This window comes from Pseudarthrobacter sp. 05T312 (assembly GCF_056396685.1).
In genome coordinates, this window is the sequence record NZ_JBFTLY010000001.1 from 794114 (window position 1) to 809232 (window position 15119).

Annotated in this window: 14 protein-coding genes and 1 riboswitch; of the genes, 4 read left to right on the forward strand and 10 right to left on the reverse strand. The window is 67.5% G+C overall.

The window, feature by feature from the left end; all coding sequences use genetic code 11:
• Nucleotides 1-25: 25 nt before the first annotated feature.
• The 3 genes from AC1DIP_RS03920 to AC1DIP_RS03930 are packed head-to-tail and all read left to right on the forward strand — an operon-like array spanning nt 26 to nt 4757.
• Complete coding sequence (locus tag AC1DIP_RS03920; RefSeq protein WP_477732911.1) at nt 26-490, forward strand: pyridoxamine 5'-phosphate oxidase family protein; 465 nt, start codon at nt 26-28, stop codon at nt 488-490.
• A 56-nt stretch (nt 491-546) separates the two neighbouring features.
• Entirely contained in the window at nt 547-3735 is a 3189-nt protein-coding gene (locus tag AC1DIP_RS03925) for an HAD-IA family hydrolase (RefSeq protein WP_477732912.1), read from the forward strand.
• On the forward strand, nt 3732-4757 hold the full coding sequence (locus AC1DIP_RS03930; RefSeq protein ID WP_476211695.1) for an ATP-dependent 6-phosphofructokinase: 1026 nt from the start codon (nt 3732-3734) through the stop codon (nt 4755-4757). The genes AC1DIP_RS03925 and AC1DIP_RS03930 overlap by 4 nt, the downstream gene beginning before the upstream one ends.
• Here AC1DIP_RS03930 and AC1DIP_RS03935 read toward each other — a convergent pair.
• From AC1DIP_RS03935 to AC1DIP_RS03945, 3 genes are all read right to left on the reverse strand, one after another.
• Nucleotides 4754-5803: a zinc-dependent alcohol dehydrogenase family protein gene (locus AC1DIP_RS03935; RefSeq protein ID WP_477732913.1), complete on the reverse strand. Its 1050-nt coding sequence runs from the start codon at nt 5801-5803 to the stop codon at nt 4754-4756. The two genes, AC1DIP_RS03930 and AC1DIP_RS03935, sit on opposite strands and share 4 nt — an antisense overlap.
• Nucleotides 5804-5817: 14 nt before the next feature.
• The gene (locus AC1DIP_RS03940) at nt 5818-6288 is read right to left on the reverse strand and encodes a pyridoxamine 5'-phosphate oxidase family protein (RefSeq protein WP_477732914.1); all 471 of its coding nucleotides are present in this window, start codon (nt 6286-6288) and stop codon (nt 5818-5820) included.
• Nucleotides 6289-6368: 80 nt separating this feature from the next.
• Entirely contained in the window at nt 6369-6833 is a 465-nt protein-coding gene (locus AC1DIP_RS03945; RefSeq protein WP_476211693.1) for a pyridoxamine 5'-phosphate oxidase family protein, read from the reverse strand.
• A gap of 162 nt (nt 6834-6995) precedes the next feature.
• On the opposite strand from AC1DIP_RS03945, the gene AC1DIP_RS03950 reads away from it, so the two are divergent.
• Nucleotides 6996-7979 (forward strand): trypsin-like peptidase domain-containing protein, encoded by a 984-nt coding sequence (locus tag AC1DIP_RS03950; RefSeq protein WP_476211692.1) that lies wholly within the window; start codon nt 6996-6998, stop codon nt 7977-7979.
• 45 nt (nt 7980-8024) lie between these two features.
• Here AC1DIP_RS03950 and AC1DIP_RS03955 read toward each other — a convergent pair whose 3' ends face one another.
• From AC1DIP_RS03955 to aroA, 7 genes are all read right to left on the reverse strand, one after another.
• Nucleotides 8025-8402 (reverse strand): hypothetical protein, encoded by a 378-nt coding sequence (locus AC1DIP_RS03955; RefSeq protein WP_477732915.1) that lies wholly within the window; start codon nt 8400-8402, stop codon nt 8025-8027.
• A 47-nt stretch (nt 8403-8449) separates the two neighbouring features.
• Nucleotides 8450-9160, reverse strand: coding sequence for a metal-dependent transcriptional regulator (locus AC1DIP_RS03960; RefSeq protein ID WP_477732916.1), 711 nt, complete (start codon nt 9158-9160; stop codon nt 8450-8452).
• Between the two features lie 49 nt (nt 9161-9209).
• Nucleotides 9210-9968, reverse strand: coding sequence for a class I SAM-dependent methyltransferase (locus AC1DIP_RS03965; protein WP_477732917.1), 759 nt, complete (start codon nt 9966-9968; stop codon nt 9210-9212).
• A gap of 85 nt (nt 9969-10053) precedes the next feature.
• Nucleotides 10054-11472: an aminotransferase class V-fold PLP-dependent enzyme gene (locus AC1DIP_RS03970; protein ID WP_477732918.1), complete on the reverse strand. Its 1419-nt coding sequence runs from the start codon at nt 11470-11472 to the stop codon at nt 10054-10056.
• Between the two features lie 36 nt (nt 11473-11508).
• Nucleotides 11509-11622, reverse strand: a riboswitch (SAM riboswitch).
• A gap of 152 nt (nt 11623-11774) precedes the next feature.
• Nucleotides 11775-12587: a histidinol-phosphatase gene (gene hisN, locus AC1DIP_RS03975; RefSeq protein WP_476211687.1), complete on the reverse strand. Its 813-nt coding sequence runs from the start codon at nt 12585-12587 to the stop codon at nt 11775-11777.
• Between the two features lie 44 nt (nt 12588-12631).
• A complete protein-coding gene (gene rsgA / locus AC1DIP_RS03980; RefSeq protein ID WP_477732919.1) occupies nt 12632-13747 on the reverse strand; it encodes a ribosome small subunit-dependent GTPase A in 1116 nt (371 codons plus the stop codon).
• Nucleotides 13731-15116 carry a 3-phosphoshikimate 1-carboxyvinyltransferase gene (gene aroA / locus AC1DIP_RS03985; protein WP_477732920.1) on the reverse strand — a complete coding sequence of 462 codons (1386 nt, stop codon included), beginning with the start codon at nt 15114-15116 and terminating at the stop codon, nt 13731-13733. The genes rsgA and aroA overlap by 17 nt, the downstream gene beginning before the upstream one ends.
• Between the last annotated feature and the right edge of the window lie 3 nt (nt 15117-15119).

The following is a 15119-nucleotide window of genomic DNA, read 5'->3' on the forward strand; positions in this document are numbered from 1 at the left end:
GCGGTTCCGGCTTTATCGTCATGGCATGCACAACGACCCGGCGCAATTGCCCACTGAAGTCCTGGACGCCGCAACGTGCTGGGACCTCCTCCACGGTGTGTCCGTCGGCCACCTGGCGGTGCTGGTGGACGGATACCCGGAAGTTTTCCCCATCAACTACAAAGTGGACCAGGAGTCAGTTGTCTTCCGCACCGGGGAAGGAACCAAGCTTCGGGCCGCCGGGGGACCACTCGCCGTCGCGCTCGAAGCAGACGGCCACGACGACTCCAAAGCCTGGAGCGTGCTGGTCAAAGGCAAGGCAGTCATCCTGGAGCCCACCCAGGAGCTCCTAAGGGGAGCCGCCCTGACGCTGTTTCCCTGGCAGGCCGGCGAAAAGGACCATTTCGTCCGCATTGTCCCCACGTCCGTCAGCGGCCGGCGCTTCGCCATCACGCCGCCGCTGACATGGTGGAACCATGTCGGAGACACTGCAGCCAAGGACACAGCGTAAGCACCGGGGCCCATCGGCCCTTTGCTGAACGCCTGGTTGCTGGTAGCACTTGACCTATGATTGCGTCGCCCACCGCCGCTGCTGCTGCCAAGCCACCCTTTGACGCCGTCATTTTCGATCTGGACGGGGTGGTCACCAACACGGCGCTGGTCCACCAGGCGGCGTGGAAGGACGCGTTCGCCCGGATCCTGAAGGACCCGAGGATTCCGCCGGGCGGGGACCGAGCGCCGCTCAGCAGGGCCGACTACCTCACCTATATCGACGGCATGCCGCGTGAGGAAGGAGTGGTGCGGTTCCTGGCTGCCAGGGGAGTGCCCCTGGAGAAGGGGGAGGAAACAGATGACGCTGGAGCCTGGACCGGATTCGGCCTGGACCGGTGGAAAAATGAGCTGTTCCTGGAACACCTCCGGCGTGACGGCGTCCAAAGCTACCCCGGAACCCTGCAACTGCTGCACCGGCTCACCGAGGCTGCGGTGCCCATGGCCGTGGTTACCTCAAGCCGGAACGCGGCATTGGTCCTGGAAACAGCGGGCATCCAGGATCTCTTCACCGTCGTCATGGACGGGACGACGGCGGCCGGGCTGGGGTTGCAGGGGAAGCCGGCCCCGGATGTCTTCCTGGCTGCCGCAGCCAGGCTTGGCGTCACTCCGCCACACGCGGTGGTGATTGAGGATTCCGCCGCCGGTGTCGAGGCCGGCCGGCGTGGCGGTTTTGGGCTGGTGGTGGGAATAGACCGGGCCGGGAACCGCAGGCAGCTTGAGGCCGCGGGTGCGGACACTGTCCTCAACGACGTGGGGGAGCTTGACCTGGGCCAGGTGATCGGCAATGCGTGGCACCTGGTGTTCGAGGGTTTTGACGCCTGGCACGAGGGACACCGGGAAGCCTTGACCACGCTTGGCAACGGGTACCTGGGCGTCCGTGGAGCGGCCCCCGAGGGCGGCCCGTACAGCTACGCAGGCATGTACCTTGCCGGTATCTACAACCGGGTCAGGGCGAAGTCCGCCGACGAGATGCTGTTGGAAGAACATATGGTCAACGCGCCCAACTGCCTTCCGCTCGACCTGCGCCTGGCCGGGCAGGAATGGTGGTCTGCGGGCGGGCTGTCCGTCGTGCGCGAGCGCAGGGTCCTTGACCTCAAAAGGGCGGTGCTGGAGCGAAGGCTGTTGCTGGAGGGCGCTGACGGGCGGCGCCTGGAGGTGGTGCAGATCCGGTTCGCATCCATGGCGGAGCCCCACCTGCTGGTCCTGCAGACGGCGATCACCGCATTGGGCTGGAGCGGCCTGGTGGAGGTCCGCAGCGGAATCGACGCCGGAGTCCGCAACGCGAACCTCCCTGAACGTGCCCAAGGCTCCGACGTCCACTTGGCCGACAAGACGGCCCCGCAGGATCGGGACCGTGCCGTGCCCCCTGACGGAACCTCCGTCGTCGAGGTTGAAACCACCCAAAGCCTCATCCGCATCGCGGCGGCCTACCGGACGCAGGTGTCCCCGGCAGCCCACGGAATTACCGAAGGCGTGAGCGGCGCCTTCCATTTCCAAAAGCTGGCGGTCCCCCTCGAAGCCGGCACAACGGCGCGGATCACTAAATCAGTGGCGGTGGTGACGTCCCGCGACCGCGCCATCTCCTCGCCCGAGACTGGGGCCCGTGCGGTGCTCGAGCGCGCGGCCGGGGATTTCGATGCGCTGCTCGCCGCCCACGAGGAAGCCTGGCGGCGCGAGCTCCGTCCGTTCCTGGTGGAAATTGACGCCCCGGTGCCTGTGCGCATGGTCCTCAACCTGCATATCTTCCATCTGCTGCAGACGTTGACCCACCACACGGCCGAATTGGATGCCGGCGTGACTGCACGCGGACTCCATGGCGAGGGCTACCGCGGCCACGTCTTTTGGGATGAGCTGTTTGTCCTCCCGGTGCTCACCTCACGGACTCCGGATGTTGCCCGCTCGGCACTCGACTACCGGTGGCGCAGGCTGCCCGCGGCCCGGCAGGCCGCATCAGCTAAGGGGCTGGCAGGGGCAGAGTTCCCTTGGCAAAGCGGCAGCGACGGGACCGAGGAAACCCCCAAATGGCTGTTCAACGACCGGTCCGGCAGGTGGGTGAAGGACCATTCGCACCTCCAGGTCCACTCCGGCCTGGCCGTCGCCTTCAACGCATGGCAGTACTTCCAGGCCACCGGGGATAAGATCTGGCTCCTGCAGAAGGGTGCTGAGCTGGTGATCGAAGTGGCGCGGTTCTTCCGCTCCCTGGCTGAGTACGACGAGAAGGGCGGCAGGTACCACGTGCGGGGCGTGGTGGGACCGGATGAATACCACACGGGCTACCCGGACCGCGACAAACCGGGCCTGGACGACAACGCCTACACGAACGTCATGGCCGCCTGGGTTTGCTCGCAGGCAGCAGGCATCCTCTCATTCCTGCACGGCAGCGGGCGTGCAGGAATGATGGAACGCCTTGGTGTCTCCGACGACGAAGCAGCCGGGTGGGCGCACATGGGGACCGCGATGTACGTCCCTTTCCACAGCGACGGCGTCATCAGCCAGTTTGCCGGCTACGGGGAGTTGCAGGAACTCGACTGGGAACATTACCGGGACACCTACGGCGACATTGAACGGTTGGACCTGATCCTTGAGGCCGAAGATGACGCCACCAACCGCTATAAGCTGGCGAAGCAGGCGGATGTCCTGATGCTCCCGTACCTCCTGGGACACGAGGGGCTGATCGCCGCACTCCGGCGGCTGAAGTACGGCTTCTCCCAGGAGCAGCTCAACCAGACCATCGAGTATTACCTGGCCCGGACGGCCCACGGCTCCACGTTGAGCCGGGTCGCGCACGCATCTGTCCTGGCGGGCCTGGACGCGGACCGGGCATGGGACAGCTTCCGGGAAGCGCTCGACGCCGACCTCGACGATACGCAGCACGGCACCACGCGCACGGGTATCCATTTGGGCGCCATGGGCGGCACGATCGACGTGGTGCAGCGCAGCTTCGCCGGGTTGCGGTTCAGCGGGGACACTATCCTGTTCGCTCCCAACCTGCCGACGGGACTTCGCGCCGTTGCCTTCGAGGTCCTGTACCGTGGGCACCGTCTTCGGGTCAACCTCAAGGACGGGCACATGAGCATCGCCTCCGCGTCCGGTGACGCCGGTCCCATCACGGTGCGCGTTTCCGGCACGGACGTGGTCCTTCCGCCCGGCCAGACCCGGTACTTTCCCCTGCCCCAACGGAGTCCGGGGGTGGCGGCATCATGAAGCGGCTGGGAATCCTCACCAGCGGAGGAGACTGCCCCGGCGTCAATGCGGTCATCCGGGGAGCCGTGCTAGGCGGAGACGTGGCGCACGGGTACGAATTCCTGGGGTTCCGCGACGGGTGGCGTGGTGTCCTGGAGCAGGACGCCGTACCTTTGCCCCGAACCAGCGTCCGCGGTATCTCCCGCCTCGGCGGCACCATCCTGGGCACCTCCAGGACCAACCCGTTGGTCGGGAAGGGGATCGACGGCGTCCGTGCCTCCTTCCGCCGGAACGGCCTTGACGGCCTGATCGCCATCGGGGGAGAGGGGACCCTCGCGGCAGCCCGGGAATTGTGCGGGCAGGGCATCAACGTGGTGGGTGTGCCAAAGACCATCGACAACGATCTCGGCGCCACGGATTACACATTCGGTTTTGATTCGGCGGTCCAGACCGCCACCGAGGCCATAGACCGCCTGCGGACCACCGGGGAGTCGCACCACCGGTGCATGGTCGCCGAAGTCATGGGCCGCAATGCCGGCTGGATTGCGCTCCATGCGGGGATGGCCTCCGGCGCGCACGCCATCCTGGTCCCCGAGCATCCTGTTTCACTGGACCAGGTCTGTTCGTGGGTAGTCTCCGCCCGCGACCGTGGGAGGGCCCCCCTTGTGGTGGTGGCGGAGGCCTTCGCGCCCGAGGGACATCCTGCCCCCTACGCTCCCCGCGGCCTCGACACCTTCGGGCGGCCACGCCTGGGCGGCATCGGTCTGCTGCTCGAGGGGGAACTGCAGCTGAGGACCGGCATCGAAACCCGGGCCACGGTCCTGGGCCACATCCAGCGCGGTGGTGAACCCACAGCCTTCGACCGGGTCCTCGCCACCAGGCTGGGCCTTGCCGCCGTCGAGTCCGCAGCGGCAGGAAGGTGGGGCACCATGGTGTCGCTCCGCGGCACCGAGATTGTCAACGTTGGCCTGGATGAAGCGCTGGGGACGCTGAAAGTAGTGCCGGAGTCACGGTACCAGGAGGCCGCGGTCTTGTTCGGTTAACTGTCGTCCTCCGGCCGGATCCGCAGGACGGCCGAACCAGTGATCCGGTCGGCGGCCAGGTCTTCCAGTGCCTTGTCCGCGGCCTCGAACGGGTAGGCGGTGGTGGTGAGGGCCAGGGAAAGCCTTGCTGCCAGCTTGAGGAATTCACGCCCGTCGGCCCTGGTGTTGGCGGTCACGCTGCGCACCTGGCGTTCGTAGAAGAGTTCCCTGCCGTAATCCAGGGCCGGGATTTCGCTCAGGTGGATCCCCGCAATGGCCAAAGTCCCGCCACGGTCCAGCGCACGCAGCGCGACCGGGACCAGGCTGCCCACCGGGGCAAAGAGGATGGCGGAGTCGAGTGGTACCGGCGGCGTATCGTCGGCGTCCCCTGCGTACACAGCTCCCAGCTCCAGTGCGAGCGCCCGTGCGCCATCGGACCGCGTCATCACGAACACGGAGGCACCCTGTTTGACGGCAAGCTGGGCGGTGATGTGCGCGGAGCTGCCAAAACCATAGATGCCCAGGCGGCCGCCAACGGGCAGGGCCGCGCGCTTCAGGGCCCGGTATCCGATGATTCCCGAGCACAGCAGCGGCGCGGCCTGTTCGTCGGTGAAGACAGCCGGCACCGGGTAGGCGAAATCCTCCGCGACAACCAGTTGTTCGGCATAGCCTCCATCCCTGTCCCAGCCCGTGAACACCGGTGACGTGCACAGATTCTCGTCGCCGCGGCGGCAGTAGCCACAGCTGCCACAAACTCCGCCCAGCCAGGCAACGCCAACCCTGTCGCCTGCCGTGAAACGGGAACAGTCCGGTCCGGTTTCGACGACGGTTCCGACAGCTTCGTGCCCCGGGACCACGTGGGGGCGCCGCGGGGAGAGGTCACCTTCGGCGAGATGGAGGTCGGTGCGGCACACACCGCAGACGGTCACGTCCACCAGTATCTCGTGGGCCGCCGGCCTGGGAGCTGCACGGATCCCCTGGACCAAGGGGCGGCTGGACATGGGGCCCGGCTCGCCTACCCACCATGACCGCACTGAATCCTCCGCCTGGAACCTGGGCTCCTGCACCGGCCGCTCAGGGCCTACTCGAGCCCCGCCCGGGTTGCCTCGTCCAGCGGTGCCTGCCACAGCAGCGGGGCGTTCATCGTGAAGCGCCTGCCGGACACCGACTCCGGTGTGATGCGGATGAAGTGCTCCTGGCCCACGCCCTGCCAGGGAAACAAGGCGCGCCGGATGTCATCCAGGTCGGGTCCGGTGGGCGTTGTCTCGGCAGCCTTGCCCTTAACGACGACGCTCCAGGCAAGCCCGAACTGGGAGCTGACGGCGTCTGCTTCCAGGGCCACCGTGGCATCCGACTGGATGGCCTGCTGCTTGGTACCGGCCCCGGTGCGGAAAACCAGCGTGTCACCATCAACCTTGAAGTTGACGGGAAACACATCGGGATGGCCGTCGGCGATGACGGCGAGCCGTCCCACCCCGGTTTGGCCCAAGAGGTCCCAGCACTCTTCAGGATCGAGGATTTCCGGCACGGGTACGTTAGATTTGTCAGTCATAGGGCACAGCGTAGGCAACTCTTCGGCATCGGAAAAGGGCACAAAGGCCCGGCAGGAAACGGGAGGGGACTCCGCCTGGCCTAGAGCCAGTCCGCGGAGAAGTCCACCGGCGGCCACCACCGTGTCCGGGACCTGACAGCGAAACGGCGTCCGGTGAGGTCCGTGGGGGTCAGTGCCACCAGGTGGTCCTTGATCCCGGGCTCCCACGGCTCGCGGTCGGCATCGGCGTCCGGGAGCGTCATCCGGGTCTCATCGAATGCTTCCGGCCTGCCCTTGGCCACCACGCTCCAGACTTCCGTGGCGTAAGGGTTCAGTCCGTCCACCTCGAGTGCCGCGACTGCTCCGCTGAGCAGTGCCCGCAGCTTGGTGCCGGGCGCGGTACGGAACACCAGCGACTCTCCGGCAACGGAAAAGTTGACCGGAAAGATCTCGGGAACGTCGCCATTGATGACTGCCAGCCGGCCGATGTATGAGGACCGAAGGTACCGCCAGCATTCATCGGGATTCAGCAGTTCTGTTCGAGACCCACCAGCGGAATCAGTCATGCTACCGATCCTAGGGCCTGGAGTGCGGGTGTGCACGGATGGGGCGTTCACCCAAGGCGTAGCCGGGACGGGACTGGAAACAGGCCGCCCACCGTTGATTCCCGTAAGGGCCCCAGAGGGCACGGAACAGCCGGAAGCGGCACTCAAAGCCGGAGGTGCGCCATGGACCAGGCGCAGGTACCAATGCCAGCGGACAACGACGATGTGCTGGACTCGTACTCACAGACAGTGATGCGGGTGGCAGCCGCCGTGACGCCCCACGTGGCAGCAATCGAGATGACGGCGCAGCGCCGCAATGGCCGGGCCCGGGTGGGCGCGGGTTCCGCCGTCCTCTTTACGGAGGACGGTTACCTGCTCACCAATTCACACGTGGTGGCGGGCACTCGGCACGGCTTTGCGGTCTTCGGTGACGGCAGCAGGATGGAGCTGGAACTCGTTGGCGCGGACCCCTTGTCCGACCTTGCGGTGGTGCACGGTTCGCGGCCGCGGATCCGGCCCGCGGAGTTCGGCGCGGCGGAGTCCCTCCGCGTCGGGCAGCTGGTGGTGGCCGTGGGCAACCCGCTGGGCCTGGCCGGCTCGGTGACCGCGGGCGTGGTCAGCGGGCTGGGCAGGGCCATTCCGGTCTGGTCGGGCGGTAACCGGCGGGTCATCGAGGATGTCATCCAGACCGACGCGGCACTAAACCCCGGAAACTCCGGCGGTGCCCTGGCGGACACCCACGCCAGGATCGTAGGCATCAACACGGCCGTGGCCGGAGCCGGCCTGGGATTGGCAATACCGATCAACGCGACCACGCGCAGGATCATCTCGGCGCTTTTGTCAGACGGAAGGGTGCGCCGCGCGTACCTGGGCCTGGTGAGCACCCCGATGCAGCTCGGATCCAGCGCCGTGATCCGCACCGGACTGCGCGAAGGTCTCCGCGTCGTTGAGGTTCTGCCCGGTTCGCCGGCAGACAAGGCAGGCCTGTCGGCAGGGGACGTCATCGTCACAGCCGGCGGCCGCCCGGTCAGCAACGCCGAAAGCCTGCAGCGCCTGCTGTTCGCCGATGCCATCGGACAGCCGCTCGACCTGGCCGTGCTGCGTGATGGCACGGAACGCCACCTGACGGCTGTCCCGGAGGAAATGACGGCCAACGGCGCTGGCTAAGGCTCGACGCCGGCCCCGGCACCAGGGGCGGGCACGTCCGGATGGCTAGGGGCTGACCTGAGGTGCTTTTACGTCAGCGATGCCTACGAAACGCGTTCCCACGCCGTCGTACTCGCTGCGAACGCAGCCCGGACGCACGGCGGGAACCTCGGACGGCGCGTGGTGCCCGCACACCACGTAGGTGAAGTCCGGCCACCACTTCTTGGGCCGGGCCGCCTCCTCGTACCCGCACACGGCGCACTCCAGGTGCACCCAAACAGGCCGTTTGCCGGTGCGGTTGGCCCGTGACTGCACCAGCCAGGGCGGGGGATTGTCCAGGAGGTTACGGAGCTCGGCCTCGGACATCCACTTCGGCAGGCCATGGCGCTGCGCCATCTCAAGGGGAACATCCAGGGTTATTGCTGCGTCGCGTCTGCTGATCATCACCTTCCACGATACGGGAGGCGGCCAAATCGACGGTGAGGGGTGGCCTAGCTTCCCAGGATGCAGCCCGGGTGCGGTGTTTCGGTGGAGAGCCACAACGCGGAGGCGATCTCATCTGCAAGGTCGAAGTCGCGGGTGCCGCCGGGACCGGCGATGCGCACCATCAATGCACCACCGAACGGGCGCCGTCCCAAAACCTCGACCTCGGCGTCGAGATCGATGTCCTGCGCAGCGAGATACCGCAGGAGCTCCGGATTGTCATCGCTGATGCGGGTGATTTTGCCGCTGTGCCCCTGATCCAGCCCGGCAAGCAGGTGGGCGCTGGGCATCAGCACCTGGCCGTCCGCGGTGGGAATGGGATCGCCGTGCGGGTCCCGTTCCGGGTTTCCGAGCTTGGCGGCGACGCGTTCGATGAACGTGTCCGAGACCGCGTGCTCCAGCTGTTCGGCTTCATCGTGGACCTCGTCCCAGCTGTAGCCAAGACGCTGGACGAGGTAGGTCTCGATGAGCCGGTGGCGCCGGACCATGGACAGGGCCAGGCGCAGGCCGGACTCGGTCAGGGTGACGGCACTGTAGGGCTTGTGGTCCACCAGCCCCTGGTCCTTCAGTTTGCGGACCATCTCCGACACGGAGGAGTTCGCCACGCCCAGCCGCTGTGCGAGCTGGGAGGAAGTGATGGGCTTGTCCTGCCATTCGGTGAATGAATAGATGACCTTGACGTAGTCCTCGATCGAGGAGGAGGGTGCGCTGGTCTTCACAGGTCCAAGCCTACCGGTTTGGCTGGTCGGGCAGGGTGCGTTGACCGGGTCAGGCCTTGGTGGCGCGCCAGGCCAGTGTCAGGTAGGGGAGGTCGAGTTCCTGCCCCGGAGCGTGGGCCAGGTGTTCGTGCAGGTACCAGTCCAGGTTGGCAAGAACCTTCACCCGCGTCGCTTCACCGGCCCGCAGGTAGTAGCTGCGCGATTTGGTGAGCTCCATCAAGTCACCGGTGGTCACCCTGTCCTGCCAGTGGGTGACGTGACCTTCGAGCCCGTGGAATTCGGGCCCGACGACGGGCTTGTGGCCGGGCCGGTAGACATCGCCGGCGTGCATGATCCGGGAGAGCCGGTGCACCCAGGGGACGGAGGTGTCCAGCTGGTTCCAGACCAGGCCCAGGCTTCCGTGCGGGCGCAGGACGCGCGCCAGCTCGGTGCTCGCTGCTAGGGGATCGCACCAGTGCCACGCCTGGGCAACGGTGACGACGTCGAAGGCAGCGTCGGGAAGGCCTGTCGCCTCGGCCGTCCCCGGTGCAGCCGTGGCGGCGGGGCAGTGGGCCGTCAGCTGGGCGAGCATGTCCGCGGAAGGGTCGACGGCGGTGACGTCCAGTCCCATGGCCAGCAGCAGCGCGGTGAACTTTCCGGTACCTGCGCCGACGTCCAGGGCGTCATGGGCTCCGGCCGGTACCAGCCACCGCGCGGATTCGGCCGGATAGCCGGGCCGGACGCGCTGGTAGTGGCGGCCGCCGTCCTGGAAGCTCTGCCCGAGCTCCGTGCGCCGGCCGTGATCAAGCCTGGGGCCACCCCGAACCACGCGTGGCCTCCTTCTGGTGCTGCCTGCGGATGTCCTTCGAATTTACCGCATGACCGGCATCAGCAGGCAGTCGCTGCCCCGCGGCCTAGTCGTCGAGGCAGGGGGCTGCGCCGGCCGTCCCGGGGGTATTGGGTGCCCAGTGCGGGTAGGTGCGGAAGTCGTTGGCGGGCACCCAGCGGCCAGCATCCACCACGTAGTCCCATCCCAGTCCCTTGCTGCGCAAAGCCCGGATACCGGCAAGGAGGCGTTCGGCATCCTCCAGCCGCGAGCCCACGCCGAAACTCGCCCGGAGGGAGCCGGAAGGCAGGCCCAGGCGCTTCAGCAGGGGATGGGCGCAGAAGCGTCCGTCGCGCAGGCCCACCCCGTGCTCTGCGGAAAGGTAAGCGGCCACCAGTCCTGCGTCGTAGCCCTCCACCGAGAAGTTGACCACGCCGATGGTGTCCGTTTCCGGGTTGGTGTCCTTGAAGATCTGGTGGACGGTGACGCCGTCGATGTCCTGCAGGCCCTCCACCAGGAAGGAACGGATGGCGGATTCGTGGGCGTGCCACCGGTCCTGGTCGAGTTCGGCGATGACCTGGGTGGCGCGGGCCAGGGTGGCGGCGCCGAGGACGTTCGGCGAGCCCCCCTCGTGGCGGGCCGGGCCAGTGGCCCAGCTGACGCCGTCGAGCCGTGCTTCCTTGACGGCGCCGCCGCCGGCGAGGTGGGGGACGCCGCTGTCCAGCCAGTCGGGACGGCCCACCAGGACACCCGCGCCGAACGGCGCGTACAGCTTGTGGCCGGAAAAGGCGAGGTAGTCGACGTCGTCCGCGCTGATGTCCACCCGGCGGTGCGGCGCGAGCTGGGCCGCGTCCACCACGATCCGCGCGCCGTGCTGGTGGGCCAGCGCGGCCAGGGCGCGGATGGGAAGAATCTCGCCGGTGACGTTGGAGGCGCCGGTAACGGCCAGCAGGCTGACGCCGCCCTGCTCCAGTTCGGTCCGGACGGCGTCAAGGGTGCCGGTGATGGTGTCGGCGGCAACGATGCTGCGGTGCGGAACGCCCTGCCATGGCAGGAGGTTGGCATGGTGTTCGATGTCCAGGTAGAGGACTTCGCCGTCATGCCGGCCGCCGGTGGCAGGCAGGCAGCCGGCCAGGAGGTTCAGTGAGTCGGTGGTGTTGCGGGTGAAAATGACCGAATCATCCTGCCGGCCGCCCACGAAGTCCCGGACAATGCTGCGGGCGTTCTCGTAAACGGACGTGCTGATTTGGGACGCGTAGCCGGCACCGCGGTGGACACTGGCGTAGTAGGGCAGGATCTCGTTCAGGTAGGCGGAGACCACGGAGAGCGCCGGAGCCGATGCGCCGTAGTCAAGGTTCGCGTACCGGATGTGGCCCCCGGAAATCAGCGGTGCCTGGATTTCGGCGCCTGTGACGGCAGCGAGGGGACGGCGGGCAGCGGCGTGGCGATCGCCGGGAGTGCCGGATCCGGCAATGGCGGGCTGGGGGGAGACGGTGGCAGTTGTCACAGAGACCTCACTTGGATACAGGACTCCGGCATAGGGAATCCGCGCTTGCCGCATCCACTCCGGACCGGCCTGGTCGTCACCCGGGGCACCCCGCCGCGAATGGAGGGTTGCCGGCCAGCAAACCGGGGTTTTGCGCTGGCACTCGTGACCTGCATAAAAGCGTAGGACATGGGGCGGCCAGGATTGAAGCCGCGGCAATTGTTAAGGGCTTTGTTACGCAATATCGAATAAACGACGCCGGACACCCCCGTCTGGAGGTGTCCGGCGTCGCAATATTCGCCTAAGGGGCAGAACCGTGGCAGTTACAGCAGATCGTCCAGATACGGGTTGAGGCGGTGCAGCACCTCGGAGTGCAGGATCGAGTTGGTGGCCAGTGCGTTCCCTCCGAACGGTCCGTCTTCGCCTTCCAGGGAGGTGAACCGGCCGCCCGCCTCAACCACGATCGGCACCAGCGCAGCCATGTCGTAGAGGTTGAGCTCCGGTTCGCAGGCGATGTCCACGGAGCCCTCTGCCACCATGCAGTAGGACCAGAAGTCGCCATAGGCCCGGGTACGCCAGACGTCCTCGGTCAGCCCGAGGAACTCGTTGAGGTTTCCGCGTTCCTTCCAGCCGCTGAGGCTTGAGTAGGAGAGGGAAGCGTCGGAGAGGGTCGAGACGTTGGACACGCGGAGGCGGGTGGCAGCGGCCAGGGACCTGCCCATGTACGCGCCCATGCCCTTTGCCGCCCACCAGCGCTTGCCGAGGGCCGGTGCGCTGACCACGCCCACCACGGGTTCGCCTTCGTCCACCAGGGCGATCAGCGTGGCCCAGACCGGCACCCCGCGGACAAAATTCTTGGTCCCGTCGATGGGATCGATGATCCAGCGCCGCGAACCGTGCCCGGTGCTGCCGAATTCCTCGCCGAGGACGGCATCGCGGGGCCGGGAACGGGAGAGCTGGCCCCGGATGGCTTCCTCGGCTGCCTTGTCGGCGTCGGTGACGGGCGTCAGGTCCGGCTTGGTCTCAACGTGGAGGTCAAGGGCCTTGAAGCGGCTCATGGTCTGGTCATCCACGGAGTCGGCCAGGACATGGGCCAGGCGCAGGTCATCGTTGTAGCTCGAAGCGGGTTGGATCATGGTTACAAACTACCGTCTGCGGACGCATCTGCCGGGAGAACGCGTCAGTTGACGCTGCCAAGCTCCTTGGTTTCCTGCGCTTCCATGCGCGGATCAGCCCCAAGCAGGCGCCGGAGCGATGCGAGGCGTGCCGGGCCCGTGGGACCTGCGTGGCCGCCCGCCACCCAGTCATCGAGCCCGCAGTCCACCGCCGTTGCAGTGTGCTTGCAGCCGCGTTCACAGTTTTCGATCCCGGGGGAGAGGTCCGGGAATGAGCGCAGGATCCGGTCCGGGTCCACGTGCGCCAGTCCGAAGGATCGGATACCGGGGGTGTCGATGATCCAGCTGCCGGCCGGCGCGTCAGCCAGGCGCAGGGCCAGGGCTGACGACGACGTGTGGCGGCCACGCCCCGTGACCGCATTCACTCCGCCCGTCGCCCGCTCGGCGCCGGTCAGGGCGTTCACCATGGTGGACTTTCCCACACCGGAGTGCCCGAGCATCACGGTGACCTTGCCGTCGAGGTGGGCGCGAAGGGCTGCCACCGCGGCGCTGTCCAGCCGGGCGGAGAGGCCGTCGTCGGACCGTGCATCGATTCCGGACGCCTGCGCGTCCGCTGTCCGGCTGATGATTACCGGAAATTCCAAGTGCGTGTAATTGGACAGCAACCCGGCCGGGTCCTTGACGTCGGCCTTGGTGACCAGCAGGATCGGTTCGATCCCGGCGTCGTAGGCTGCCACGAGGGCGCGGTCGATGAACCCGGTGCGGGGCTCCGGGTTGGCGGCCGCCACCACGATTACCAGCTGGTCTGCGTTGGCCACCACGGCCCGCTCGATGGGGTCGGTGTCGTCGGCGCTACGGCGCAGGAGGGTGTGGCGGTCCTGGATTTTCACCAGGCGGGCAAGCGTGTCCGGCGCGCCGGACACGTCGCCCACAAGCGAGACGAAGTCACCGGCGACAACCGGTGACCGGCGGAGTTCGCGGGCACGCGCTGCGATGACGATGCGCTCGTTGTCCGAGTCCTCGCCCACCACTGCCGTGTACCGGCCACGGTCAACCGTAATGATCCGCCCGGTCTCGGCGTCGTCGTGGCTGGGCCGGTCCTTGGTGCGCGGGCGGGAACCTTTCTTGCTGGGGCGGATCCGGACGTCGGATTCGTCCCAGGAGTCAGTGCTCCGCGCCACTGCCACGCCCTTCCGGCCGCGGTGCCCCGGGAGCGGACTGGGCCAGCATGCCGGCCCACAGCTGCGGGAAGTCGGGCATGGTCTTGGCGGTAGTGGCGATGTCCTCCACCTGGACGCCGCTTACCGAGAGACCCAGGATTGCCCCGGCGGTGGCCATGCGGTGGTCGGCGTAGCTGTGGACGACGCCGGCGTGCAGCGGCGCGGGCCGGATGACCAGGCCGTCGCTGGTTTCCTCGGCGTCGCCGCCGAGCCGGTTGATTTCCGCGACCAGGGCCGCGAGCCGGTCAGTCTCATGCCCGCGAAGGTGGGCGATCCCGCTGAGCCGGGAAGGCCCCGTGGCAAGGGCGCAGAGTGCCGCGACCGTAGGAGCCAACTCGCTGGTGTCGGCAAAGTCGCCGCCCTTGATTTCGGGGCCGCCGGTGACGGTCAGGATTCCGTCCTCAAGGGTGACCGTGGCTCCCATCCGGGCGAGGATCCCGCGCCAGAGGTCGCCCACCTGCTGCGTTTCCGTGGGCCAGTTGGGGATGCGGACCGTGCCCTGCGAGGCCAGGGCCGCTGCCAGGAAGGGCCCGGCGTTGGAGAGGTCCTGTTCGATTCTTTGGTCGAAGGCCCGGATGGGTCCGGGCGCCACCACCCAGTGGTTGGGGACCGAATCGTCCACGGACACGCCGGCGCCGCGGAGGACGGCCACCGTCATGTTGATGTGGTCCAGGCTTGGCACCGGCTTCCCGACGTGCTCAAGGTGCAGGCCGTCGTCGAACCTTGCTCCCACCAGCAGGAGGGCGGAGACAAACTGCGAGGAGGCGCTGGCATCAATCACCAGGTGACCGCCCCGGACTGCGCCGGTCCCTTCCACCACGAATGGAAGGGACGACGGCGTGGCCCCGTCCTCGGCGGAAACCGCGACGCCCAAGGCTTTGAGGGCCTCGATGATGGTCCCCATCGGACGCTTCCGGGCGTGCGGGTCGCCGTCGAAGACGCTGGCGCCGCTGCGGAGCGCCGCAAGCGGTGGGACGAACCGCATGACGGTGCCGGCCAGCCCGCAGTCGATCCTGGGGGTGGATGGAACCGCTGACGCCGGGATCGGAACAACCTCCAGGTCAGGCCCAAAGTCGCCGTCGCCGGGCACTTCGGTGATGGTGGCGCCGAGCTGCCTCAGCGCATCGATCATCAGCGCGGAGTCCCTGGAGTGCAGGGGCGCCCGAAGACGCGATGGTCCGTCCGCGAGGGCGGCCAGGACCAGGTACCTGTTGGTCAGGGACTTCGATCCGGGGACCGTCACGGTTGCATTGACGGGCCGGGACGCAAAAGGCGCGGCCCAGTACTGGACAGGTGTTCCGGATTCCCGGGTGGCAGCTGCTGCGGTCATTCG

Excerpts from the sequence above, each read along its gene's own strand:
- AC1DIP_RS03940 (WP_477732914.1), bottom strand. The coding sequence starts at position 6,288 with ATGACTGACAAATCTAACGTACCCGTGCCGGAAATCCTCGATCCTGAA.
- AC1DIP_RS03955 (WP_477732915.1), bottom strand. The coding sequence starts at position 8,402 with ATGATCAGCAGACGCGACGCAGCAATAACCCTGGATGTTCCCCTTGAG.
- AC1DIP_RS03930 (WP_476211695.1), top strand. The coding sequence starts at position 3,732 with ATGAAGCGGCTGGGAATCCTCACCAGCGGAGGAGACTGCCCCGGCGTC.
- hisN (WP_476211687.1), bottom strand. The coding sequence starts at position 12,587 with ATGATCCAACCCGCTTCGAGCTACAACGATGACCTGCGCCTGGCCCAT.
- AC1DIP_RS03950 (WP_476211692.1), top strand. The coding sequence starts at position 6,996 with ATGGACCAGGCGCAGGTACCAATGCCAGCGGACAACGACGATGTGCTG.
- AC1DIP_RS03920 (WP_477732911.1), top strand. The coding sequence starts at position 26 with ATGCACAACGACCCGGCGCAATTGCCCACTGAAGTCCTGGACGCCGCA.
- aroA (WP_477732920.1), bottom strand. The coding sequence starts at position 15,116 with ATGACCGCAGCAGCTGCCACCCGGGAATCCGGAACACCTGTCCAGTAC.
- AC1DIP_RS03945 (WP_476211693.1), bottom strand. The coding sequence starts at position 6,833 with ATGACTGATTCCGCTGGTGGGTCTCGAACAGAACTGCTGAATCCCGAT.
- AC1DIP_RS03925 (WP_477732912.1), top strand. The coding sequence starts at position 547 with ATGATTGCGTCGCCCACCGCCGCTGCTGCTGCCAAGCCACCCTTTGAC.